This window comes from Pseudomonas faucium, assembly GCF_021602585.1.
Taxonomy (GTDB): Bacteria; Pseudomonadota; Gammaproteobacteria; order Pseudomonadales; family Pseudomonadaceae; genus Aquipseudomonas; species Aquipseudomonas faucium.
In genome coordinates this window covers 85,046-106,720 of the sequence record NZ_BQIP01000021.1, presented here as the reverse complement: position 1 = coordinate 106,720, position 21,675 = coordinate 85,046, and the positions used below count along the sequence as shown (strand labels likewise).

The 21,675-nt window shown below is 66.2% G+C and carries 22 protein-coding genes; 10 read left to right on the top strand and 12 right to left on the bottom strand.

All coding sequences use genetic code 11. The features are described from left to right. Positions 1 to 54: 54 nt before the first annotated feature. The 3 genes from L6D75_RS21495 to L6D75_RS21485 are packed head-to-tail and all read right to left on the bottom strand — an operon-like array spanning position 55 to position 6,169. Positions 55 to 3,729, bottom strand: coding sequence for a translocation/assembly module TamB domain-containing protein (locus tag L6D75_RS21495; RefSeq protein ID WP_236193811.1), 3,675 nt, complete (start codon positions 3,727 to 3,729; stop codon positions 55 to 57). Next, positions 3,726 to 5,468, bottom strand: a complete 1,743-nt coding sequence (locus tag L6D75_RS21490) for an autotransporter assembly complex protein TamA (protein WP_176517980.1) — start codon at positions 5,466 to 5,468, stop codon at positions 3,726 to 3,728. The genes L6D75_RS21495 and L6D75_RS21490 overlap by 4 nt, the downstream gene beginning before the upstream one ends. Positions 5,469 to 5,518: 50 nt before the next feature. Next, positions 5,519 to 6,169: a GNAT family N-acetyltransferase gene (locus L6D75_RS21485; protein ID WP_176517978.1), complete on the bottom strand. Its 651-nt coding sequence runs from the start codon at positions 6,167 to 6,169 to the stop codon at positions 5,519 to 5,521. Positions 6,170 to 6,331: 162 nt separating this feature from the next. On the opposite strand from L6D75_RS21485, the gene xthA reads away from it, so the two are divergent. Next, complete coding sequence (gene xthA, locus L6D75_RS21480) at positions 6,332 to 7,144, top strand: exodeoxyribonuclease III (protein ID WP_176517977.1); 813 nt, start codon at positions 6,332 to 6,334, stop codon at positions 7,142 to 7,144. 316 nt (positions 7,145 to 7,460) lie between these two features. Here xthA and L6D75_RS21475 read toward each other — a convergent pair whose 3' ends face one another. Together L6D75_RS21475 and L6D75_RS21470 are read right to left on the bottom strand one after the other, a co-directional pair. Beyond that, positions 7,461 to 8,213, bottom strand: coding sequence for an anti-sigma factor family protein (locus L6D75_RS21475; protein ID WP_236193802.1), 753 nt, complete (start codon positions 8,211 to 8,213; stop codon positions 7,461 to 7,463). Continuing rightward, a complete protein-coding gene (locus tag L6D75_RS21470) occupies positions 8,210 to 8,731 on the bottom strand; it encodes a sigma-70 family RNA polymerase sigma factor (RefSeq protein WP_176515857.1) in 522 nt (173 codons plus the stop codon). Before L6D75_RS21470 ends, L6D75_RS21475 begins: the two co-directional genes overlap by 4 nt. Before the next feature lie 124 nt (positions 8,732 to 8,855). On the opposite strand from L6D75_RS21470, the gene L6D75_RS21465 reads away from it, so the two are divergent. The 4 genes from L6D75_RS21465 (at position 8,856) to L6D75_RS21450 (ending at position 12,349) form a co-directional block, all read left to right on the top strand. Further along, positions 8,856 to 9,908: a catalase family peroxidase gene (locus L6D75_RS21465; protein WP_176515861.1), complete on the top strand. Its 1,053-nt coding sequence runs from the start codon at positions 8,856 to 8,858 to the stop codon at positions 9,906 to 9,908. Continuing rightward, positions 9,905 to 10,438, top strand: coding sequence for a cytochrome b (locus L6D75_RS21460; protein ID WP_176515855.1), 534 nt, complete (start codon positions 9,905 to 9,907; stop codon positions 10,436 to 10,438). Before L6D75_RS21465 ends, L6D75_RS21460 begins: the two co-directional genes overlap by 4 nt. Before the next feature lie 80 nt (positions 10,439 to 10,518). Beyond that, complete coding sequence (locus tag L6D75_RS21455) at positions 10,519 to 11,724, top strand: MFS transporter (RefSeq protein WP_176515853.1); 1,206 nt, start codon at positions 10,519 to 10,521, stop codon at positions 11,722 to 11,724. A 79-nt stretch (positions 11,725 to 11,803) separates the two neighbouring features. After that, positions 11,804 to 12,349: a cupin domain-containing protein gene (locus L6D75_RS21450; RefSeq protein ID WP_176515851.1), complete on the top strand. Its 546-nt coding sequence runs from the start codon at positions 11,804 to 11,806 to the stop codon at positions 12,347 to 12,349. Positions 12,350 to 12,368: 19 nt separating this feature from the next. Here the strand turns inward: L6D75_RS21450 and L6D75_RS21445 are convergent, their stop codons facing one another. Both L6D75_RS21445 and L6D75_RS21440 read right to left on the bottom strand, forming a co-directional pair. After that, complete coding sequence (locus L6D75_RS21445) at positions 12,369 to 12,974, bottom strand: 2-hydroxychromene-2-carboxylate isomerase (RefSeq protein WP_176515849.1); 606 nt, start codon at positions 12,972 to 12,974, stop codon at positions 12,369 to 12,371. 27 nt (positions 12,975 to 13,001) lie between these two features. Further along, entirely contained in the window at positions 13,002 to 13,733 is a 732-nt protein-coding gene (locus L6D75_RS21440) for an SDR family oxidoreductase (protein WP_176515847.1), read from the bottom strand. A gap of 87 nt (positions 13,734 to 13,820) precedes the next feature. Between L6D75_RS21440 and L6D75_RS21435 the strand changes: the two genes are divergently transcribed. Both L6D75_RS21435 and L6D75_RS21430 read left to right on the top strand, forming a co-directional pair. After that, positions 13,821 to 14,384, top strand: coding sequence for a TetR/AcrR family transcriptional regulator (locus tag L6D75_RS21435; protein WP_176515846.1), 564 nt, complete (start codon positions 13,821 to 13,823; stop codon positions 14,382 to 14,384). Next, positions 14,371 to 14,964 carry an eCIS core domain-containing protein gene (locus L6D75_RS21430; protein ID WP_176515844.1) on the top strand — a complete coding sequence of 198 codons (594 nt, stop codon included), beginning with the start codon at positions 14,371 to 14,373 and terminating at the stop codon, positions 14,962 to 14,964. Before L6D75_RS21435 ends, L6D75_RS21430 begins: the two co-directional genes overlap by 14 nt. Positions 14,965 to 15,004: 40 nt before the next feature. Here L6D75_RS21430 and L6D75_RS21425 read toward each other — a convergent pair whose 3' ends face one another. After that, positions 15,005 to 15,997 carry a bile acid:sodium symporter family protein gene (locus tag L6D75_RS21425; protein ID WP_176515842.1) on the bottom strand — a complete coding sequence of 331 codons (993 nt, stop codon included), beginning with the start codon at positions 15,995 to 15,997 and terminating at the stop codon, positions 15,005 to 15,007. Between the two features lie 118 nt (positions 15,998 to 16,115). On the opposite strand from L6D75_RS21425, the gene ampC reads away from it, so the two are divergent. Beyond that, positions 16,116 to 17,264, top strand: coding sequence for a class C beta-lactamase (gene ampC, locus L6D75_RS21420; protein WP_176515840.1), 1,149 nt, complete (start codon positions 16,116 to 16,118; stop codon positions 17,262 to 17,264). A 295-nt stretch (positions 17,265 to 17,559) separates the two neighbouring features. Continuing rightward, the gene (locus L6D75_RS21415; RefSeq protein ID WP_176515838.1) at positions 17,560 to 17,892 is read left to right on the top strand and encodes a hypothetical protein; all 333 of its coding nucleotides are present in this window, start codon (positions 17,560 to 17,562) and stop codon (positions 17,890 to 17,892) included. Between the two features lie 45 nt (positions 17,893 to 17,937). On the opposite strand, the gene L6D75_RS21410 is transcribed toward L6D75_RS21415, so the two are convergent. From L6D75_RS21410 to L6D75_RS21395, 4 genes are all read right to left on the bottom strand, one after another. Continuing rightward, a complete protein-coding gene (locus L6D75_RS21410; protein ID WP_176515836.1) occupies positions 17,938 to 18,237 on the bottom strand; it encodes a hypothetical protein in 300 nt (99 codons plus the stop codon). Positions 18,238 to 18,382: 145 nt separating this feature from the next. Beyond that, entirely contained in the window at positions 18,383 to 18,571 is a 189-nt protein-coding gene (locus L6D75_RS21405; protein ID WP_176515834.1) for a hypothetical protein, read from the bottom strand. 138 nt (positions 18,572 to 18,709) lie between these two features. Then, positions 18,710 to 19,030: a YbjQ family protein gene (locus L6D75_RS21400; RefSeq protein WP_027916804.1), complete on the bottom strand. Its 321-nt coding sequence runs from the start codon at positions 19,028 to 19,030 to the stop codon at positions 18,710 to 18,712. 48 nt (positions 19,031 to 19,078) lie between these two features. Continuing rightward, positions 19,079 to 19,966 carry an EamA family transporter gene (locus tag L6D75_RS21395; RefSeq protein WP_176515832.1) on the bottom strand — a complete coding sequence of 296 codons (888 nt, stop codon included), beginning with the start codon at positions 19,964 to 19,966 and terminating at the stop codon, positions 19,079 to 19,081. A 235-nt stretch (positions 19,967 to 20,201) separates the two neighbouring features. On the opposite strand from L6D75_RS21395, the gene L6D75_RS21390 reads away from it, so the two are divergent. Next, positions 20,202 to 21,599, top strand: a complete 1,398-nt coding sequence (locus tag L6D75_RS21390; protein ID WP_176515830.1) for a purine-cytosine permease family protein — start codon at positions 20,202 to 20,204, stop codon at positions 21,597 to 21,599. The last annotated feature ends 76 nt before the right edge of the window (positions 21,600 to 21,675 follow it).

The following is a 21,675-nucleotide window of genomic DNA, read 5'->3' as shown; positions in this document are numbered from 1 at the left end:
CCGCCACCGGAAACCAACGAGTTCATCGAGGCCGCCACCTGTCGCTGACGGCCCTCAGAAATCGCGTTTGTAGAAGATATCCAGCGAGCTCGCCAAGCCGCTGGCCGCCTCCAGGTAGACCTTCTTGCTCAACTTGTAGCGCAGCGCGATGGTGTTGGCCGGCTCGAACACCCCGACGCCATAGCGCAGGCTCAACTTCTCGGTCAGGTTGCCGCTGGCCACCACGCTGGTGGTGTTGCCGGAGCCTTCGGTGTCGAGCTGGAAATCATCGATCCCCAGGCTCGACGCCAGGCTGCCGGTGAGCCCCGCGCTGCCGGCCAGGCCCAGGCCAAGCGCAGCCTCGGCAAGCATGTTGTTATCCTCCCCCGACGTGCCCAACGGGCGGCCCAGCACCAGGTAGGACAGGGCCTGCTCCTGGCTCATGGCCGGCTCGGAAAACACCTTGGTGGTCGGTTGCTCGGCGCTGCCGCTCAGGCGAATGCCGGCGATCACATCGTCGACCTGGCGGATCGCCTCGATATCCAGGTAAGGCTGGTCGATGGGCCCTGCGAACAACAGGCGTGCGCGGCGGATGGTCAGGCGCTGGCCATAGGCCCGGTAGCGGCCATCGGCAAGGCTCAGCTCGCCGCGGGTGTCCATGTTGTCGCCGATGTGCACGTGGCCGAGCAGGTTGGCGGTAAGACCAAAGCCGCTGAAGGACAGCTTGTCACGCCCCACTTCCACATCGATGTCCATGGCCATGGCCATGGGCGCCTTGCCCTCTTCGGTCTGGTGGCCGACGATCACGGTGTCGTCGGAAACCTTGACCGTCGAGGGTGGCAACTCGCGGATGGTGATCTTGCCCTTGGGCACTTGGACCTTGCCGGTCACCGCCAGCTTGTCGTCGATCATCTGCAGCTTGAGGTCCGGGGCCACCTCCAGGGTTGCGTAAGGCTCGACCGTCACCGGCAACTGCTCGCCCTGCAGGTGCAGGTCCATGCCCAGGGCCTGGCCCCAGGTCAGCTGGCCAGTCAACTGGCCACGCCCGGCATCGCCACTGCGCCAACCGCCATTGAGCTGCACCTGCTCGCCGGCAATCGCGGCCTTTAGTGACAGCTCTCGCAGGCTCACCGGCAATTCGGCGCCGCTGACTTCGCCGCCACTGAGCACCAGGTTGCCGTTGACCTGTGGGTTGAGCAAGGTGCCGGACAGCTGGCCACTGCCATTCAACTGCCCCGCCAGGCGCTCGACCATCGGCACGAATGGCCGGGCAATCGACACATCGAGGCCGGCCAGGCGGAAGTCGCCCGACAGCGGTTTGTTCTTGCCCAGCGGGTCGAGCCGGGTGTTGAGGCTGAGCTCGCCCAGGCGCTCGCCGCGAAACGCCAGGCGGGTATCGATGCGCCGTGGCGCCAGGCTGCTGTCGATACGCAGCATCTGGTAGGGGAAGTCGATCCAGCGGCCTTTGTCGCGCACCTGCAGGGTGCCGCCACTGGCATCGATGCTCAGCGTGCCTTTCGGGCCACTGGCGGGGATGTCCAAGTTGACGTCGGCATTGAGCAGGCCCTGCCAGGCAAAGTCCTTGGGCAGCCACTGGGCCAGGCTCTGCAGCGGGAATTGCTTGAGGTGGTAACGCAGCCGCGGTTCAGGCGCCAGGCGTTGATCTTCGCCGCACAGGCTGGCCTGGCCGGAGCGCCAGCAATGGGCGCCGAAGTCCAGTTGGCCGCTGGCCAGGCGCTGCAGGCGCGCCGGCGCCTGCAATTGCCAGTCCTGGCCGCCGGCCTGGACCCGGCCATTGGCCAGGCGGCCGCGCCAGTCGCCCTTGCTCAGCTGGCCGTCCAGGCCCAGGTCGAGTTTCAGCTGCGGGCCATCGAGGGCGAGGGTCAGCGCCTGCTGGCGGATGTCGCCCTTGCCATTGGCGCTCAAGGTGCCCAGCACGGTATCGCCCAGGCGGATGCCGTTGGCCTTGAGTTCGATCAGGCCACGCTGGGCGCTGTCCAGGTTGGCATCCAGGTCCAGGCGCTGGATGCGGTTTTCCGCCTGCGCCAGTTGCTGGCCAAGCAAGCTCAGCTTGCCTTGCGGCGCCTGCAGCGTGCCGCTCACATCCAGCCGGCCTTTGACCTGCCCCTGCAGCCGGGGCCACAGCTGCCCCAGGCGCGGCAGGTCGAGGTCGACCCGGCCCGCCAGGCGCTGCTGCAGGCTGCCGCTGCCATTGATGCGGTTGTCACCCAACTGCACCGACAACGCGCCCAGGGTCCAGGCTTGCCCGGCACCCTGGGCCTCGACTTTAAGCAGCGCCGGTTGGCCGCGCAGGCGGCCCTTGAGGTCGAGCTGGGCGTCCAGGGTCAGCTGCTCGCCCTTCATCTCGCCTTTGCTGCGCAGCGGGCCCGCCAGGGTACCGGGCAGCTCGGCGAGCCAGTAGGCCGGGTCGAGTGCCGACAGTTGCAGGTCGACATCCCAGGCCAGGGTGTCGGCAAAACGCACGGCCACACTGCCGGCCGCCTTGCCCTGCCCGGCAACCAGGGCCAGTTGCGGCAGGCGCACCTGGCTCAGGTCGCCGTCGAACGGGCTGGCCACGCTGAAGGCTCCGGCAGGGCCATCGAGGTCGCCGTTGAAGGTGCCCTGGTAGTTGCCATCGCGGTACTGCACCTGGGCGTTGAAGCGCTTGAGGGTGACCTGGGGCGGTGTTTCCAGCGGATACAGGCGCAGCCAGGGGAAGTCCTGCCAGTCCAGCTGGGCGTCGGCCAACAGCCCATTCTGCCAATCGGCGCTGGCCTGCAACTTGACGCGCTGGCTGTCGCTGGCCGTCAAATCCAGGGCCTGCAGTTGCGCGCCCTTGGCATCGACCTTGCCGGTCAACGCCAGGGCGATCGGCGCCTGCTCGGCGGGCAGGCTGGCACTGCCGGACAGCTGATAGCCCTTGAGCAGGTCGCCTTCGGCGTCGAGCTTGAGCTGGTTGAGTTGCAGCGTGTCGGGCAGCGATGCGCTTGGCTTGAACGCCTCGGAGCGGATCTGCAGCTTGGCCGGCAGGTGTTCGGCCAGTGCCTGCAGGTTGCCGGTGAGGTGCGCATCGAGGTAGCCCGTGCTGACGGCATCGAGGTCCAGGGTCTTCTGCAGCTCGCCCTTGGCGGTCAACGCCAGTTGCCAGGCCTGCCCTTCTACCTTGGGCAACTGCACCTGGCCCTGCAGTTGCACGGGCCAGTCACCTTCAGGCTGCAGGTCGCCCTGCAGGCTCACCTGCAAATCGTCGCGCTGCAGTTGCAGGCTATCGATGCGCAGGCCGCTGGCCGTCCAGTGCGCTGCCAGGTGCAGGTCACCCAGCAGGTCGCTGCCATCCAGGCGCACCTGGCCGACCTTGACTTCACCCACCTCGATGGCCAGTGGCAGGCGCAACGTCGGCAGCTGCAACGGGCCGCTTGCGGCAGGCTGATCGCTCGGCGCAAAGGCCATGTCGATGCGTTCGGCGTGCAGCTGTTCGATGCACAATTTGGCCCGCAGCAGGCAGCCTGGTGACCAGTTCAACAAGGGCGCCTGCAGCTCGACGCGGTTGCCTGCATCGACCCAGCTCAACTGGCTGGCCTGCCAGGTACCGGCCAGGCGGCCCTTGAAGTCGCTGACCGCAAGGCCCGGCACCTTGCCCAGTACCCAGCGGCTGCCGCCTTCGGTGCCGAGCAACAGGCCCACGCCCAGCAGCACCAGCAGCACACTGCCCAGCACGCCCAGCAGAATGAATTTCAACACACGCATCACAGCTCAGGCCCCATGGAGAAGTGCAGGCGAATACCGCCGTCGTCATCGAGCGCCTTGGCCAGGTCCAGGCGCAGTGGCCCGACCGGCGAGACCCAGCGCACGCCGAAACCGACCCCGGTCTTGAGGCTGGGCAGCTCCAGGGTGTTGAACGAATTGCCCTGGTCGACGAAGGTCGCCACGCGCCACTTTTCGCTCAGCGAATACTGGTACTCGACACTGCCGGCCACCAGGTAGCGGCCACCGATGCGGTCGCCGTCGCTGTTCTTCGGCGACAGCGTCTGGTAGTCGTAGCCGCGCACGCTCTGGTCGCCACCGGCGAAGAAGCGCAGCGACGGCGGGATGTTGTTCTTGTAGCCGTTGGTGGCGCTACCACCGAACTGCACACGGCCCAGGAACCGGTGGTTGTGGCCCAGGGTGGTGAGGCCCTTGAGCAGGACATTGCCGTGCAGCAGGTTGGTGTCGGAAACCAGCCCTTCCTTGGCCACCTGCGTGTCGAACTGCAGGCGATAGCCATTGTGCGGGTCGATGCGGTTGTCGCTGCGCAGGTAGGAAAAGCTCACGCCGGGCATCAGCAGGTTGCTCAGCCCCGAGTCGTCGCCCAGCCGGTACTCTTCGCGCTGGTACTTCAGGGAAATGACCCGCTGCCAGCCGCTGGGCAACTTGCTGTGCCATTCCGGGCCGACGGTGAGCAGCTTGCTGAGGGTGTCGGTGCCGGCAATTTCTTCGTTCTGGTAGCCGCCGGCGAAGCGCAACTTGTCGGTCAACGGCGGATCCAGCGGCACGTCGTACCACAGCCCGACGTTCTGCCGGGGCGCCGACAGCTCTGTTTCCCAGCCGTAGCTGTGGCCTTGGGCATTGACCCAGTGGCGCGTCCAGTTGGCCTTGGCGCGCGGGCCGACGTCGGTCGAAAAGCCCAGGCCCAGGCCCATGGTCCGTGGCTTGCGGATGTCCAGGCGCACATCCACGGGGATTTGTTCGTCCACCGCGGCGGTGGGCGCGGCATCTACCCGCACGCCTTCGAAATAGCCGCTGGACTGCAGGTCGTTGTTGAGTTCGGCGATCAGCTCCGAGTCATAGGGCGTGCCGGGCTTGAAGGAAACCATGCGTTGCAGCAGGTCCTGGTCCAGCGGTGAATCGCCGCTGAACTGGACCGCGCCCAGGCGATAGCGCGGGCCGCTCTGGTAGACCAGTTCGATGTCGGCCACGCCCGCTTGCGGGTCGACCGCAAGGCGCTGGCGGCTGAAACGCCCGCTGAAGAAGCCGTAACGTGATGCCTGGTTCTGGATCAGCCGCTTGGCGTCCTCGTACAGGCCATGGTTGAGCGGCTCGCCTGGGCGCAGGGCCTTGCTGTCGGGAACGCGAAAGGCCTTCATCTCGCTGGCCGGGCCTTCGATGCGCACGGTCGCGTTGCGCAGGCGCACCGGCTCGCCCGGGTCGATGTGGATGATGAGCTTTGCGGGCTGGTCGGCCTTGGTCGGCGGCTTGACCTCGGTGTCGATCTGCGCCTGATAGTAGCCAAGTGCCTGCGCGGCCTTGCGCGCCTGCTCCTGTGCCCCGCGACTGAAGCGCAGCAGCGCTTCCTCATCGCGGTCTCCAAGGCTGCCGATATAGCCCTCGACATTGGCCTTGAGCGCCTTGTTGGCCGGTTTTACCTGCACCAGCAACTCGCTCTGGCCCCATGCTGCGAAACTGGCGGCCCAGATAACCAGGCCCCAGGTCAGTCTTCCTGAATACGTCATGCCGCGCATGCTACCAGAGCCAGCCGCTCAAGGGAGCCGTCTGGCGCGCATCAGGCAGAAGTGGGCATGGAAGGCAATGGGTTGGGATGGAAGAACACCCGCTCGCGGATCGGCCCTACCGCCACCTCGCCAATTTCTTCGTAGCCCTGCCGCTCGTAGAAGGCCAGGTAATGCTCGTTGCCGGAATCCAGCACCACGCCTTGGGTGTTGGGGTCTTCGGCACACCAGTCGTGCACAGCCTGTAACAATTGCTCGCCGTAGTGGCCGCCGCGAAACTGCGGGTGCACGCCCAGCAGCGGCAACATGTGCACCTGGCCTGTGGGCAGGCAGCTGGCCAATGCCGCCTGGTAGTCCATGTAGCGGCGGGTACAGCGCTGGCCGGTGCCCAGCAGCATGCGCAGGCGCCAGGCCCAGCTGTCGGCCACGCCCAGGCGCCGTTGCGGCGGCACGATCAGCGCCAGGGCGATCAGGCGGTCATCCAGCAGCAGGCCGATGGCGGGCAACTGCAGGTAGAAATGCTGGCGCACCCACTCGCGCACCATCACCCGCAAGCGCCGCTCGTAGCCTGGGCGCTGGGCTTCGAAGATGTAGGCAAAGGTGGGTTCGTGACGGTAGGCGTGGTACAGCAGCGAGCGGGCCTCGCGGCTGTAGCCATCGTCGAGCGTGCAGATGCGGGCCTGGGCAACTGTGGCTTCGGGCATTGCGGGATGTCCTCCTGGAATGGGCATACAGTGCCTTGGAGGTGCCCCACGGCGCTTCGTTCACCCCTGACAGCACGTTAGCAGCGCCTCGGCAAAGCCGCCATGCTGGTGATCGTGGCCGATGTCGGCTAGCATCCGGCCTTTTACCGGGATTGTCTTTCCATGAAGATCCTCTGTTTCAACATCAACGGCCTGCGGGCCCGCCCGCACCAGCTGGCGGCGCTGATCGAAAAGCACCAGCCGGACGTGATCGGCCTGCAGGAAACCAAGGTCAGCGACGATCAGTTCCCCCTGGCCGACGTGCAGGCCCTGGGCTACCACGTGCATTACCACGGGCAAAAGGGCCACTACGGCGTCGCCCTGCTCTCGCGCCAGGCCCCCCTGAGCCTGCACAAGGGCTTTGCCACGGATGAGGAAGATGCCCAGCGCCGCTTCATCTGGGGCACGTTCGCCGACGCCGACGGCAACCCGATCACCATCATGAACGGCTACTTCCCCCAGGGCGAAAGCCGCGACCACCCCACCAAGTTCCCGGCCAAGCAGCGCTTCTACAGCGACCTGCAGGCGTTGCTGGAAGGCCAGTTCAAGCAGGACCAGCCAGTGCTGGTGATGGGCGACATGAACATCTCGCCCCAGGACTGCGACATCGGCATCGGCCCGGACAACGCCAAGCGCTGGCTGAAGACCGGCAAGTGCAGCTTCCTGCCCGAGGAGCGCGAGTGGATGGAGCGCCTGAAGGGCTGGGGGCTGGTGGACAGCTTCCGCCACCTGTATCCCGAGGTGAACGACCGCTTCAGCTGGTTCGACTACCGTAGCCGCGGTTTTGAGGATGAGCCCAAGCGTGGGCTGCGCATCGACCTGATCATGGCCTCGCAGCACCTGGTGCCGCGGATCAAGGCGGCGGGCGTGGACTATGAACTGCGGGGGATGGAGAAGCCTTCGGACCATGCGCCGATCTGGCTGGAGTTGAGCTGAGGTTGCGTGAGGCTGCTGGGTGCTTGCCTTTGGGTAGATGTCGCCTTTGAGATCGAGCGCCGCCCGCGCGGCGCATCGCGGATAAATCCGCTCCTACATTTGTTGCAACGTGCCACGGTCTGTCAGGCCATGGTCGTCCGCTTTTAGCGCTCGCCGAGATATCGCGTCGTGTCACCAAGGCTGACAACCATGGCCTATCAGGCATAGGTACGTTGCAACAAATGTGGGAGCGGATTTATCCGCGATGCGCCGCGCGGGCGGCGCTCGATTTTCGCAACACTGAAAAAACTCCGCCAGGCCACTTCGCTTAAACGCCTTACAACCCCAACCGCAATACCTCCCCTACCCCCGCCCCCCGCACATCGTCGGCCGCACTGACCAGGGCAAAGTTGTACGCCCCATGGGACCAGTACCGCGCCTCCAGTTGCCCATCGACCCGCTGCCCGTCCGGCATGCGCTGGTAACGATCGCCTGGCGAGCGCAGGAACAGGCTGATGCGCTGGCCATTGCGGTCCTGGAACACCAGCAACGCCGCCGCCCCCTGTTCATTGCTCAACAAGCGCGCGCCGACAGGCTGGAAGCCGTAGCCGGCAAGGTCCGGCAACTGCCCCACGCGGTTGAAATGCCTGCCAAGCCATTCACGCAACTGGGTCGGGTCGCTGGCCTGGATATCCAGCGCCTCGCTGCCGGCGAACAAGCGATGGGCCTGCACGGCATCGGCCATGGGCAATTCGCTGCCTGCCAACGTCACCTGCCGCGCCTGCCAGCCGCCCATGCCACCTACGCCAAGCGCCAACAGCAGAACCGCTGCCGAGGCCAGGCGCCGCTGGCGGCGCTGGCGCAAGCGCCGCTGCACCTGCGCAAGGTCAAGCTGCGTGCCCCCCGGCTGCTCGCCAAACCCCGCCAAGGCCGCACGCAGCCGCCGGGCATCGCTGCGCCAGGCCTCGATTCTTGCAGCCTGCTGCGGGTTGGCTGCCAGCCAGGCCTGCACCTCGGCACGCCGCGCCGGCGCCAGGCGCTCGTCGACATAGGCGTGCAGTTCATCTTCGCTGGGAATAAGGCGTGTCATTTCAATCTCCGCAAGGCCGGCGGCTGGGGGCTGCCTTCGGTCAAGTCGCGCAGGGCGGCACGGGCGCGGGACAGGCGCGACATCACCGTACCGATGGGTATGTTCAGGGCCGCGGCGGCCTCCTTGTAGCTCAGCCCCTCGACACTGACCAGCAACAGCAGGGCCCGCTGTTCGGTCGACAAGCGGGCGAAGGCCTGCAGGTCGGCCTGGGCCAGGACGATGTTCTCGATATTGCCGCCCAGTGCCTGCTCTTCCTGCTCGGCGCGGCCGAACCAGGACAACCAGCGGGCATGCAGGCGCTCACGCCGTTTGCTGTCGAGAAACAACCGATAAAGGATGGTGAACAACCAGGCGCGCAACGCCTCTGCCTCGCGCTGCTGGCCACCCCGGCTCAAGGCGCGCTCGACAGTGGCCTGGACCAGGTCGTCGGCGCTGCCGGGCTCGCGGGTCAGCCACAGGGCAAAGCGGCGCAGCCGCTGCAGCAGCTCGCGCCATTGCTGTTCGTCCAGGTCGTGCATGGCAGGTTACCGGCCCTTGGGGTTGTCAGTGTAGGGGGCAGACGCCTGGCGACAAAATTTATTCCAGGCGATGGAATAAGTTTTTCCCTGCCCCGTCGTACTGCCACCTTCACTGAACCGGACGATCACCATGAACGCACCTTTGCACGGGCCCGCCAAGGCCTTGCGCCTGGCGGGCATCGGCGCCGTGATGCTGGCCCTGGGGGCAGGCTTTGCCTACGCCGCCGGCTGGGTCGGCGGGCCACGGCTCACGCCGCAACGCATCATCGACACCTTCGAGGCCCAGGCCGGGCACTACGCGGGCTATCGCAAGAACCACGCCAAGGGCTTGTGCATCAGCGGCTACTTCCAGCCCAGTGGGCAGGCTGCCAGCCTGTCGACCGCGCGCGCCTTCAGCCAGGCCCGGGTGCCGGTGATCGGCCGCTTCGCCATCGGCGGCGCCAACCCGTTCGCCCCGGACACCGGCATACCGGTGCGCAGCCTGGCGATCCAGCTGAGCACCGACGACGGGCAAATCTGGCGCACCGGCATGAACAACCCACCGGTGCTTGCCGTCAGCAACCCGCAAGGCTTCTACGAGCAGGTACTGGCTGGGGCCCCGGTGCCCGGCACCGGCAAACCGGACCCGGCGAAGATGCAGGCATTTTTCGCCGCCCACCCGGAAAGCGCCGCCTTCCGCCAGTGGGCCGCCAGCTACAAGCCCAGCGACAGCTTCGCCAGCACCCAGTACCACAGCATCAACGCCTTTCGCCTGATCGATGGCAGTGGCACGGCCCACCCGGTGCGCTGGCAACTGGAGCCGCAAACACCGTTCTCGCCGCTGCCTGGCCAGGTCGACGACAAGCAGTTCCTGCAACACGACCTGCAGCAACGCCTGGCCCAGGGCCCGCTGCGCTGGACCTTGCGCCTGGTACTGGCCGAGCCCGGTGATGCCGTGGACGACCCGGCCAAACCCTGGCCCGCCGAGCGACGCAGCGTCGACGCCGGCACCTTGGTGGTCGAACAGGTTGATGGCCCGGAGCAAGGCGCCTGCCGCGACCTGAATTTCGACCCGCTGATCCTGCCCCGTGGCATCGAAGCGTCCGCCGACCCGATCCTCGCCGCCCGCTCGGCCGCCTATTCGGAATCGTTCAACCGCCGCAGCCGCGAATCGCTCGGCACAGGAGCCAAGCCATGAACCCGCAAGCCTTCCACCCGCTGCACCGGTTGCTGCATTGGCTGATGGCGATCCTGATCATTGCGATGCTGTTCATCGGCGTGAGCATGGTCGCCGACCTGTCGCCGCGCCACCCGCTGCTGGTCGAGCTGCACAAGGCCACCGGCCTGGCGCTGCTGGTGCTGGTGCTGCTGCGCATCGGCCTGCGCCTGGCCCTGCCCCATCCTGCCCTGCCCCGCGACCTGCCGCCCCTGCAACGCTGGGCAGCGGGCGCCTCGCACGTGCTGCTCTATGCCCTGATGCTGGCCATGCCCCTGCTGGGCTGGGCCATGCTCTCGGCCGGCGGCTATCCGCGCCCCTTGCAGCTGCCGGCCATCGCCCCGCACGACCTGCAGCTGTATGCGGTACTGCGCCAGGCTCACGGCTGGGCCGGCTACCTGCTGTTCGCCACCGTCGTGGTGCACCTGGGCGCTGCGCTGATGCATGCCCTGGTGCGTCGAGATGGCGTATTGCGCAGCATGTGGCCAGGCCCGTTGCGCCGCAGCGAATGATGGCAGGCTGCCCAGGCAGGCTCGACACCCGGCAAGCATTCTCATTACTCTTGCCTGTCGACCTGCCCTGGAATGCCTCAATGAATGCCGCAAAGGATACTGCCACCTTCGTTCCCGCCAGCACCCTGGACTTGCGCCCGCTGTTGCTGGTGACCATGGCCTGCACCATGTCGATGATGGCCTTCGTCGCGCTGATCGGGCCGATCGCCCGCCTGCTCGGCATGGCCACCTGGCAAGCCGGCGCGGCAGTGACCGTGGCCGGGGTGGTCTGGGTGCTGCTGGCTCGCCCCTGGGGCCGTGCCGCCGACCGCCTGGGCCGGCGGCGCATCCTGCTGCTGGGCAGTGCCGGCTTCACCCTGGCCTACTGGGTGCTGTGCCTGTTCATCGAAGGCGCCTTGCACTGGCTGCCAGGCGCGACCCTGGCCTTTGTTGGCCTGATGCTCGCCCGTGGCGCCATCGGCGCCTTCTACGCCGCCATCCCGGTGGCCTGCAACGCACTGATCGCCGACCATGTCGAACCCCAGCGCCGGGCCCGCGCCATGGCCTCGCTGGGTGCCGCCAGCGCCGTCGGCCTGGTGCTGGGGCCAGCGCTGGCCGCGTTGCTGGCCGAGCACAGCTTGGCCCTGCCGTTCCATGTGATGTCGCTGCTGCCGGCCACGGCGTTTCTGGTGCTGCTGTTCAAGCTCAAGCCACAGCCCCTGGCCCACAGCCATGCGCCGAGCCCGGTGCGGTTGAACGACCCACGCCTGCGCCGGCCGCTGCTGGTGGCCTTCAGCGCGATGCTCAGCGTCACCGTTTCGCAGATCATCGTCGGCTTCTTCGCCCTCGACCGTTTGCACCTCGGGGCGGCAGAGGCTGCGCAAACCGCGGGCATTGCACTGACCACCGTCGGCGTGGCGCTGATCCTGTCCCAGGTCATCCTGCGCCAGTTGCAGTGGCCACCGCTGAAGATGATCCGGGTCGGCGCCAGTGTCTCGGCGCTGGGTTTTGCGGCGGGTGCGCTGGCCACCAGCGCGCCATGGCTGTGGGGCTGCTACTTCGTGGCGGCGGCGGGCATGGGTTTCGTCTTCCCGTCGTTCTCGGCACTGGCGGCCAATGCCATGAAGGCCTCGGAACAGGGCTCGACCGCAGGCTCCATTGGCGCTGCGCAAGGCATGGGCGCGGTGATCGGGCCGCTGGCCGGGACACTGGTGTATGCCGTCGACCCGCGCCTGCCGTTCCTGGCCGTGGCGCTGCTGTTGCTGTTGGTCGGGCTATGGCCGATGCCGCGCGATCAGCGGGCTTGAGAAGCACAGCGCGCAAGCGTGCAGAGTGTGTTTTAATGCGTCGCCCATTATTTTTAACACCTCTAATTACAAGGCGGCTATGGACACGGGGACACGACTCAAACTGGTGCGTGAACGCAACAACCTCTCCCAGCGGGAGCTGGCCCGCCGCAGCGGGCTGACCAACTCGACGATCTCGCAGATCGAGCAGAACCGCGTCAGCCCGTCGGTCAGTTCCCTGAAGAAGCTGCTCGAAGGTATCCCCATGACCCTGGCGGAATTCTTCAGCTTCGACGAACCGGTACGCGAAGAACGTTTCGTATTCCGCGCCGGTGAACAACCGGACCTGGGCCGCAATGGCCTGCGCATGCTGCTGGTCGGTGCCAGTGTCGAGGCGCGCCAGATGCGCATGCTGCGCGAGCTGTATGCCCCGGGCGCCGACTCGGGCGAGCCGATCGTGCATGCCGAAGGCGAAGAATGTGGCCTGGTCACCCGCGGTACCGTGGAACTGTGGGTCGATGGCCAGGTGAGCATCCTCAACTCCGGCGATGGCTACTACATCCCCACCACCCTGCCCCACAGCTTCAAGAACATCGGCCAGGATGAGGCCGAAATCATCAGCGCCAACACCCCGGCCAATTTCTGATACCCGGCTGCCGGTAGCGCTAGCTGCGCGCCGGCTGACCCAGCGCCTGCTCGACGAAGTCCAGGCGGTCCTGGCCAAAATACATCTGCCCCTCGACAAAGCACGTTGGCGCGCCGAACACCCCGCGCGCCACAGCCTCTTCGGTCGCCTGCTTGAGCGCGGCCTTTACCTCAGGGTCTGCCGCCAGGGCGTGGAACTGCGCGGGGTCGAAACCGGCCTGGCGCAGTATCTCGTCCAGCACGCCAGCTTCCCCCAGGTTGCGCCGCTGCGCCCATAGCCCATTGAACAGCACCGCCAGCAGCGCCTCGAAGCGCGCGGGTGCGTGCATCTGCGTGCCCATCACGCCGCGCATCAGCGCCAAGGTGTTGAGCGGAAACCCCGGCGGCAGCCCGAACGGCACGCCATAGCGCGCGGCATAACGGCCGAGGTCAGTGAACATGTAGCGGCCCTTGGCGGGGATCATTGCCGGCGATGCATTGCCGGTGGCGTGGAACACCCCGCCCAGCAGCATCGGCCGGTAGCTCAGTGTTGCGCCCTGCCGGGCGCACAGGTCGGGCAGTTGGGTCCAGGCCAGGTAGCTGGCGGGGCTGCCCAGGTCGAAGAAGAACTCGACGGTCTTGCTCATGCGGCACTCTCCTTGAAAAGTCGGGGCTTACCAGCGCTCCATCCACGGGCGCAGGTCGAGTTCGAAGGTCCAGGCATCGCGCGGCTGGGCGTGCAGGAACCAATAGCTGTCGGCGATGTGCGCGGGGTCGAGGATGCCATCCTGATCCTTGAGGGCGTAGCGCTCAGGGAAGGTGTCGCGGATGAACGCCGTATCGATGGCGCCGTCCACCACCACGTGGGCGACATGGATGTTCCGCGGCCCCAACTCCCGCGCCATGCTCTGGGCCAGGGCGCGCAAGCCGTGCTTGGCCCCGGCGAAGGCCGCGAACCCGGCTGCGCCGCGGGTACCGGCAGTGGCTCCGGTGAACAGCAGCGTGCCGCGCTCGCGGGTGACCATGCGCCGGGCCACTGCCTGGGCAGTGAGGAAGCCGGCGAAACACGCCATTTCCCAGATCTTGAAGTACTTGCGCGGGGTTTCGTCGAGGATGCTGCAGGGCACGTTGGCGCCGATGTTGAAGACAAAGGCTTCGATCGGCCCGATATCACGCTCGATCGTGTCGACCAGCTCCGCCACCTCCTCTTCCTTGCGTGCATCGGAGCCAAACCCATGGGCCTGGCCGCCCGCCGCGCGGATCTCGTCCAGCAGCGGTTGCAGCTTTTGCGCCTGGCGCCGGGTCACGCAGGCAATGTAGCCCTCGCGGGCGAAACGCTTGGCAATTTCGCCGCCCGTGGCGTCTCCCGCACCTATCACCAGCACCACTTTTTGTTGTTCTGCCACGTGCGCCTCCATGGGTGAATGATCGTTTAGTAAACGAACGCTATGTTATGATCGCCCCCAACGTCAAGCCAGCGCTCAGAGGTTTCCATGCGCTACTCCAGCGATCACAAGCAACAGACCCGCGACAAGCTGCTGGCCAGCAGCGGTGCGCTGGCCAAGCGCGGCGGTTTCGCCAGCACCGGGGTCGCCGGGCTGATGAAAGCCATCGGCCTGACCGGCGGCGCCTTCTACAACCACTTCCCGTCCAAGGATGACCTGTTCACCGAAGTGGTGCGCCAGGAGCTGGGCAACAGCCCGCTGGCGCGCCTGGCCCAGAAAGGCGCCAGCCGCGAGCGCCTGGAACGCTGCCTGCAGCAGTACCTGAGCATGGCGCACCTGCACAATGCCGAAGGCGGCTGCCCTTTGCCGCCTCTGGGCGTGGAAATTGCCCGGGCCGAGCGGCCGGTGCGCGAGCAGGCCGAGCATTGGCTAGTGAGCCTGCACGCGGCCTGGAGCGAAACCCTGGGCGACGACACCCTGGCCTGGGCCTTGATCAGCCAATGTGTCGGTGCGCTGGTGGTCGGGCGCATGCTCGCCAGCGAAAGCGTGCAGGCCCAGGTGCTGGCCGCCAGCCGAAGCTTCGTCGACAAGGCCTTGAATGAGAGCCGCTAGCCTGCTGCTGCTGATACTGGCCAGTGTGCCGGTGATGGCCGAACAAACCTGCCCGCCCGGGCAATACCAGGTATGCCTGATGGGGTGCTTCTGCGCGCCGATCGACCCGGGCCAGGCTGGCCAGGTGCTCAAGGACGTCGAGGTCATGGCCTCCAGCAGCCTGGCCTTCGCCCTGCGCCAGGCCCGCGATGAGGCCACTGCCAGCGGCAGCCAACCCATCCCTCTGCACATCCGCGCCCAGCTCGAGCCCTGGTACGACTTTGCCGTGCTCGACGCGGCGCGCTACCGGGTGGGCGACGAACAGCAGGTCAGCGCCGCCAACGCGATGCTGCAGAACCCCGATGTGAACGCGGTGACGCTGATCGACACGATCATCTTCCGCCATGCCAGCGATGCCGAGGACAACGTGGCGCTGTGGGCCCACGAGCTCAAGCATGTGCAGCAGTATCAGGAACTGGGCGTAGAGGATTTTGCCCGGCGCTACACGCGCGACTACCAGGCACTGGAGGGGCCGGCCTACAAGATCGAGGCCGAGGTGGCCAAGGCATTGCGCGAACGCAGCTCAGGCCAGGCGCGCTAGCCGGCCCCTGTGCAGAGGCCGGCGTGAAGGCGCCTTGGGTTCAGGAAGACGCCGCCGCTTGTTCAGGCGCTTCTTCGCGGCTGGCATAGCGCTGGGCCAATACCGCGCACACCATCAGCTGGATCTGGTGGAACAGCATCAACGGCAGGATCATCGCCCCGATGCCGCTGCCCACGAACAGCACCTGCGCCATGGGCACCCCGGTGGCCAGGCTCTTCTTGGAACCGGCAAAAAGAATGGTGATGCGGTCTTCGAGGTTGAAGCCCAGCACCTTGCCCAGCAGGCGCGTGCCGAACAGCACCACCGCCAGCAGGATCCCGCACACGGCGAACAGCCCTGCCAGGTGCTGCGGCGACACGGTGTGCCACAGCCCGGTGACCACCGCCTCGCTGAACGCGGTGTACACCACCAGCAAAATCGAGCTCTGGTCCACCCGTTTCAGCCAGCGGGCATTGCGCTTGACCCAGGCCCCGATCCAGCGGCGAGCAATCTGCCCGGCCACGAACGGCACCAGCAGCTGCAGGGTGATCTTCAGCACCGCATCCAGGCCCGAGCCGGTGTCGCCACTGGCGCCCAGCAACATCATCACCAGCAGCGGCGTGAGGAAGATGCCCAGCAGGCTGGAGGCGGCCGCGCTGCAGATGGCGGCCGGCACGTTGCCGCGTGCCAGCGAAGTGAAGGCGATGGCCGACTGCACGGTGGCCGGCAAGGCGCACAGGTACAACACGCCCAGGTACAGCTCGTTGCCTACCAGCGGCACGAACAGCGGCTTGAAGGCCATGCCCAGCAACGGGAACATGACGAAGGTGCAAGAGAACACCAACAGGTGCAGACGCCAGTGCCCGGCACCGGCGATGATCGCCTCGCGCGACAGCTTGGCGCCATGCAGGAAGAACAGCAGGCCGATGGCCAGGTTGGTCAGCCAGCCGAAGTAGACCGCACCGTCGCCCGAGCAGGGCAGCACCGTGGCGAGGAATACCACCCCGAGCAATGCCAGGGTGAAATTGTCGAACAACATGCGCAAATACTTCATAACCGTTTCCGTCTTGTCGTTGTGCAGGGCACACGATAAGGTCTGCGGTTTTTTCCTGCTAACGCCGGAACCCCCGCCGGTGTCGCTCAACGGACACAATCCCGAAAAGGACCCTTGCATGCCCCTCACCCGCCTCGCCCCGCTCGTTGCCGCCACTGCCATCGCCCTGGGCAGCGCCACCGCGCATGCCGGCGTTTCACTCAAGGCCCAGGTGGACGCTGTGATCGCCCCGCTGATGAAGGAGCACGACATTGCCGGCATGGCGGTGGCGGTGTTCGCCAACGGCCAGGCGCAGTACTTCAGCTATGGCGTGGCGAGCAAGGCCGGCGGTGAACCGGTGAGCGCCGATACGCTGTTCGAGATCGGCTCGCTGAGCAAGACCTACACCGCCACCCTCGCCGCCCTGGCCAGCGCCGAAGGCAGGCTCGACCTGCAGGCCCCGGCCCGGCGCTACCAGCCGGCCCTGGCCGGCACCGCGCTGGGTGAAGCCAGCGTGCTGGAACTGGGCGCCTACAGTGCCGACTGCCTGCCCTTGCAGTTCCCCGACGAGGTACAGACCGACCAGCAGGCGCTGGCCTTCCTGCGCAACTGGCAGCCGCGCAGCGCGCGCGGCACCCAGCGCTGCTATTCCAACCCAAGCCTGGGCCTGTTCGGCGACCTCGCCGCGCGCGCGCAAAAGCGCCCGTTCGCCGAGCTGATGAGCCAGGGCCTGTTGCCGCAGATGGGCTTGCAGCACACCTACCTGCAAGTACCGGCCAAGGCCCAAAGCCTGTATGCCCAAGGTTACGATGCCCAGAACCGCCCCGTGCGGGTCAGCCCAGGCCCCTTTGCCGATGAGGCCTACGGCATCAAGACCAGCGCCCGCGACCTGCTGCGCTACGTGCGCCTGCAGGTGCAACCGGCCGAGCTACCCCAGGCGCTGCGCAAGGCACTGGCCATCACCCAGGCGGGCTACTTCCAGGTGGGCGCCATGACCCAGGGGCTGGGCTGGGAGCGCTACCCCTACCCGGTGTCGCTGGACACCCTGGTCGATGGCAACAGCCCGCGGCTGATCCGCGAGCCCCAGGCCACCCAGCGCCTCGACCCGGCCCTGCCTGCCGCAACCCAGGCCTGGTACAACAAGACCGGTTCGACCAATGGTTTTGGCGCCTATGCCGCGTTCATTCCAAGCGAAGGCAAGGCCATCATATTGCTCGCCAACCGCAATTACCCCAACGACGCGCGGGTGCGCGCCGCCTACCGAATTCTCGCCAACCTTGGCCAGTGACCGGCCTGCGCACGTGGATTGTCGAACAATATGTAGTGACTAAAAATATTCACTACAAAACGGTTGACGCCGTTCATCGCCCTTGTGCATGATGAAGCCGTTCCCCGATCGGGAGCGGTGGCAAGGGTGTTCCAGACGGCCTGCGCGGTAACGCAGGTTGTCCGTGGAGAGGGAACTGTCCAAAAGGCAGCGTGAGAAAGCCCCTGTTGCGATGCTGCTGTAGCAGCCTTGGTAGTGCGCTACATGGTGTGGCGCCAACTGTGAAAATCACCAAACAATGGGTAATGGGGGCTTTATGATGAACTTGAACAACAATCCTACGATCGACCAACTGGCCCAGCTGTTCGCCTTGCGCAAAGACAGCCTCGACGACCACTTGCTGTGGGTCAGCCAAACCGGCGAAGTGCGCCTCGACCGCCTGCCGCCGAACACCATCGAAGATGAATTCGAAGCGCACCTGCCCAGCATGCGCGCCCGCTTCAAGGTCTACCGCCGTGGCCAGGGCTACGTCGGCAAGAAGGCCGCCGCCGACACCGAGTTCGTCGGCCGCGTTCTGCAGACCCTGCAACAAGAATGGCCCGCCGCCCGTGAGCGGCAGGCAGTCAAGGTGATCGATCCGCTCAACTGAGCGATTGCACCACTTCCTGAGCCCGGCCCTTCTGGCCGGGCTTTTTCATGCCCGGCGCCGCTGCCGCTGCGGCATTTCGAGGGCGCCGATGGCCAGTGCCCGCGCGCGGTCGACACCCCACACCAATGCCCGGGTCATGGTTTCGCCGGGGCGTGACGGGTAGTACTCCTCCAGCAACGCCCTGCCATCCTGGCCGTACAGCCCCAGGAACAATTGCGTGGCGCCCACCCGCGACAGGCGCACTTGCACATCGAGGGTGGTGCCATCGCTCAACGCTTCATCGTGGCAGCGGCTGTGCAATTGCGCATCCGCCCACTGCCAGTAGGTTTCTTCCCTGACTCGCATGGAACCTCACTCCTTCCTTGCCTGAGATGTCGCGCCAGAAAACCACAACTGCCGGGCTCGGGCGAGCGCAACCCGCCGTTACCATGAGCCGGGTCAAGCAACGACAAGAAAAACCCCGCCACTGGGCGGGGTTGTGTGAACAGTGTCACTTTTTCGGCGGAAGCCTCGGCGTGAAGCGGCCCTTCTTGGCGCGCTGCAGATGGGCCGGCTGCAGTTGTTCCGAATCGTCCAGGGTCATGTGCGCGAAGCCCAGGCGGAAGGCCGACTGGCCGCAGCGCACCTGGCTGTTGATCGGAAACGCATCGTTCATGTCTTCGAAAAAGGACTCGCTCATGCCCCGTCTCCCACAGTGGCGACTGCGCCGGCAACAACAGGGTTTGCCTAGGAAAACGCAGCCTGTGAAAGTGAGACTAGCCGGTCATTTGCAGACTGCCCGGCCGAGCAAATCGCCAGCCGACCAGTGGCACTTTGCCTACTTCAGGCGCACGGCGGTGCCGGTGGCAAATACCACGACCATGCCGCCCTGCACCGACGGCATGCTGATTTCGAAGTCGACACCCACCACGGCATCGGCCTGCAACTGCCGTGCCCGCGCCTTGAGTTCTTCGGTCGCCTGCTCGCGCGCCTCACGCAGTGCGCTTTCCAGGGTCTGCGAGCGGCCCCCGAAGACGTCGCGAAAGCGTGTGAAGAAATCGCGCACGAAGTTGATGCCCTGCACCGATTCGGAACTGACCACGCCGAGGTACTCGGCTATCGGGCGGCCTTCGAGCTGGCTGGTGGTGGAAATGATCATGGGGAGCTCCATTGGCCTGGCAAAGACGCCAGTCTAACAAAGCCCTGCTCACTGGGCGCTGGCAGCCCTCAAGCGCTGCCCGAGCTTGGGCCCGAACACATTGACCAGCAACCCCAGCATCACCAGCAGCGCGCCCCACCCCTGCACCGCGGTTAGCCGCTCCCCCAGCAACCACGCCGAAGAACTCAGGCCGATCACCGGCACCAGCAGCGAGAACGGCGCGACCTTGCCTGCCGGGTGGCGCGACAGCAAGGTGCTCCACAGGCTGTAGCCGAGCATGGTGGCGACGAACGCGAGGTAAGCCAGGGCCAGCACCGAGCTCCAGCCGATGTTGAGCAAGGCATGGCTGATCCGCGCCGGCCCCTCCAGCCACCAGGACAACGCCAGGAACGGCAGCGGCGGAATCAGCCCGCCCCAGATCACCAGCGCCACCAAGTCCACCGACCCGAAGCGGCGGGTGATGATGTTGCCCATGCCCCACATGGCCCCCGCGCACAGGGTCAGCAGCAGCGCCACCATCGGTACGTGGCCGCCGTCTTCGCTGCCGATCAGCGCCAGGCCGCTGGCGGCCACCAGCAGGCCCAGCACGCTGGCCAGGCGCAGCCGCTCGCCGAGAAACAGCGCGGCGAAGCCCAGGGTGAAGAAGGCCTGCGACTGCAGCACCAGCGACGCCAGGCCCGGCGGCATGCCGCTGTACATGGCCTGGAAGAGGAAGGCGAACTGGCCCAGCGAAATCGTCGCGCCATAGGCGATCAGCCAGCGCCACGGCAATTTCGGGCGTTTGACCAGCAGCACCGCCGGGAAGGCGACCAGCAAAAAGCGCAACGCCCCGAGCAGCATCGGTGGCAGGCCATCGAGGCCGACCTTGATGACCACGAAATTGATACCCCAGGCGACGATGACCACCAGGGCGATCAGCAAATCCTTCAGTGGCATTGCGACTACTTCCTTATTCAGGCGTTCTAGACATATTTCGTTACAGCATACGGCCATCGCTCGCCCAAGGACCGGCACAGTTGCCGCCCAGCCTGGCGTAACAGTCAGCTGTCGTGGCCGGCAAGCTTCACTTGACCCTACTTGTATAGACATGCTCATATCAGAGCCAGGCCGCGCATGCGACGTGCCGCCCGTGGCCCCTCCCCGACACAAAAACAATGAAGCGGAGCCCCAAATGTCCAGCAAACCCGTGCTCGAACGGCGTTCGATCGACTACATCCCCGAGGCCGAACGCCATGGCAAGGTGTACAGCCAATTCACCCTGTGGCTAGGCGCCAACCTGCAGATAACCGCCATCGTCACCGGCGCCCTGGCCGTTGTGCTGGGCGGCGACGTGTTCTGGTCGCTGATCGGCCTGCTGCTGGGGCAGTTGATCGGTGGCGCGGTCATGGCCCTGCACGCCGCCCAAGGCCCGCGCCTGGGCTTGCCGCAGATGATTTCCAGCCGGGTGCAGTTCGGGGTCTATGGCGCGGCCATCCCGATGGTGCTGGTGTGCCTGATGTACCTGGGCTTCACCGCCACTGGCACGGTGCTGTCGGGCCAGGCCATCGGCCAGTTGCTGAGCGTCAGCGACAGCACCGGCATTCTGATCTTCGCCGCGGTGATCGTGCTTGCGACCCTGGCCGGCTACCGGGTGATCCACTGGATCGGGCGGATCGCCAGCGTGCTCGGCCTCATCGCCTTCGTCTACCTGTTCAGCCGCATCCTGCTGATCGCCGACATCGGCCAGTTGCTCGACAACCGCCACTTCAGCTGGGCCTCGTTCCTGCTCGCGGTGTCACTGGCCGCATCCTGGCAGATCGCCTTCGGCCCCTACGTCGCCGACTATTCGCGTTACCTGCCCAGCAGCACTTCGCCGCTCAAGACCTTCCTCGCCGCCGGGCTGGGTTCGGTGATCGGCGCGCAGGCCTCGATGATCCTCGGGGTATTCGCCGCCGCCATCGCTGGCGGTGAATTTTCCGGCCGCGAAGTGGCCTACATCGTCGGCCTGGGCGGCGTGGGGACTACGGCGGCCCTGCTGTATTTCAGCATCGCTTTCGGCAAGGTGACCATTTCCACGCTGAATTCCTACGGCAGCTTCATGTGTATCGCCACCATCATCAGCGGTTTCCGGGGCAATCTTGCGATCAGCCGCACCCAGCGCCTGCTGTTCGTGCTGCTGATCGTCGGCGCCGCAACCCTGCTGGCGCTGCTCGGCCAGCACTCGTTCCTCAGCGCCTTCAAGTCGTTCATCCTGTTCCTGCTGACGTTCTTCGTGCCCTGGAGTGCGGTCAACCTGGTGGACTACTACTTCATCACCAAGGAGCGCTACGACGTGCCCGCGCTGGCCGACCCCGATGGCCGCTACGGCCGCTGGAACTGGCCCGGCATCAGCGTGTACACCGCAGGCGTGCTGGTGCAGATGCCATTCATCGACATCAAGCTGTACACCGGCCCCATGGTCGCGCACCTGGGCGGCGTGGATGTGTCCTGGCTGATCGGCCTGGTGGTGCCCAGCCTGCTCTATTACTGGGTGGCTCGGCACCGCGCCGCCCAAGCCCCGGCCCGCATGATCGTCCCTGAGTTGCGTTGAGCCCTGGGCTTCCAGAGTCGCTGTGGGAGCCGGCTTGCCGGCGATGAGGCCAGCACAGTCAGGCCCTATCGCCGGC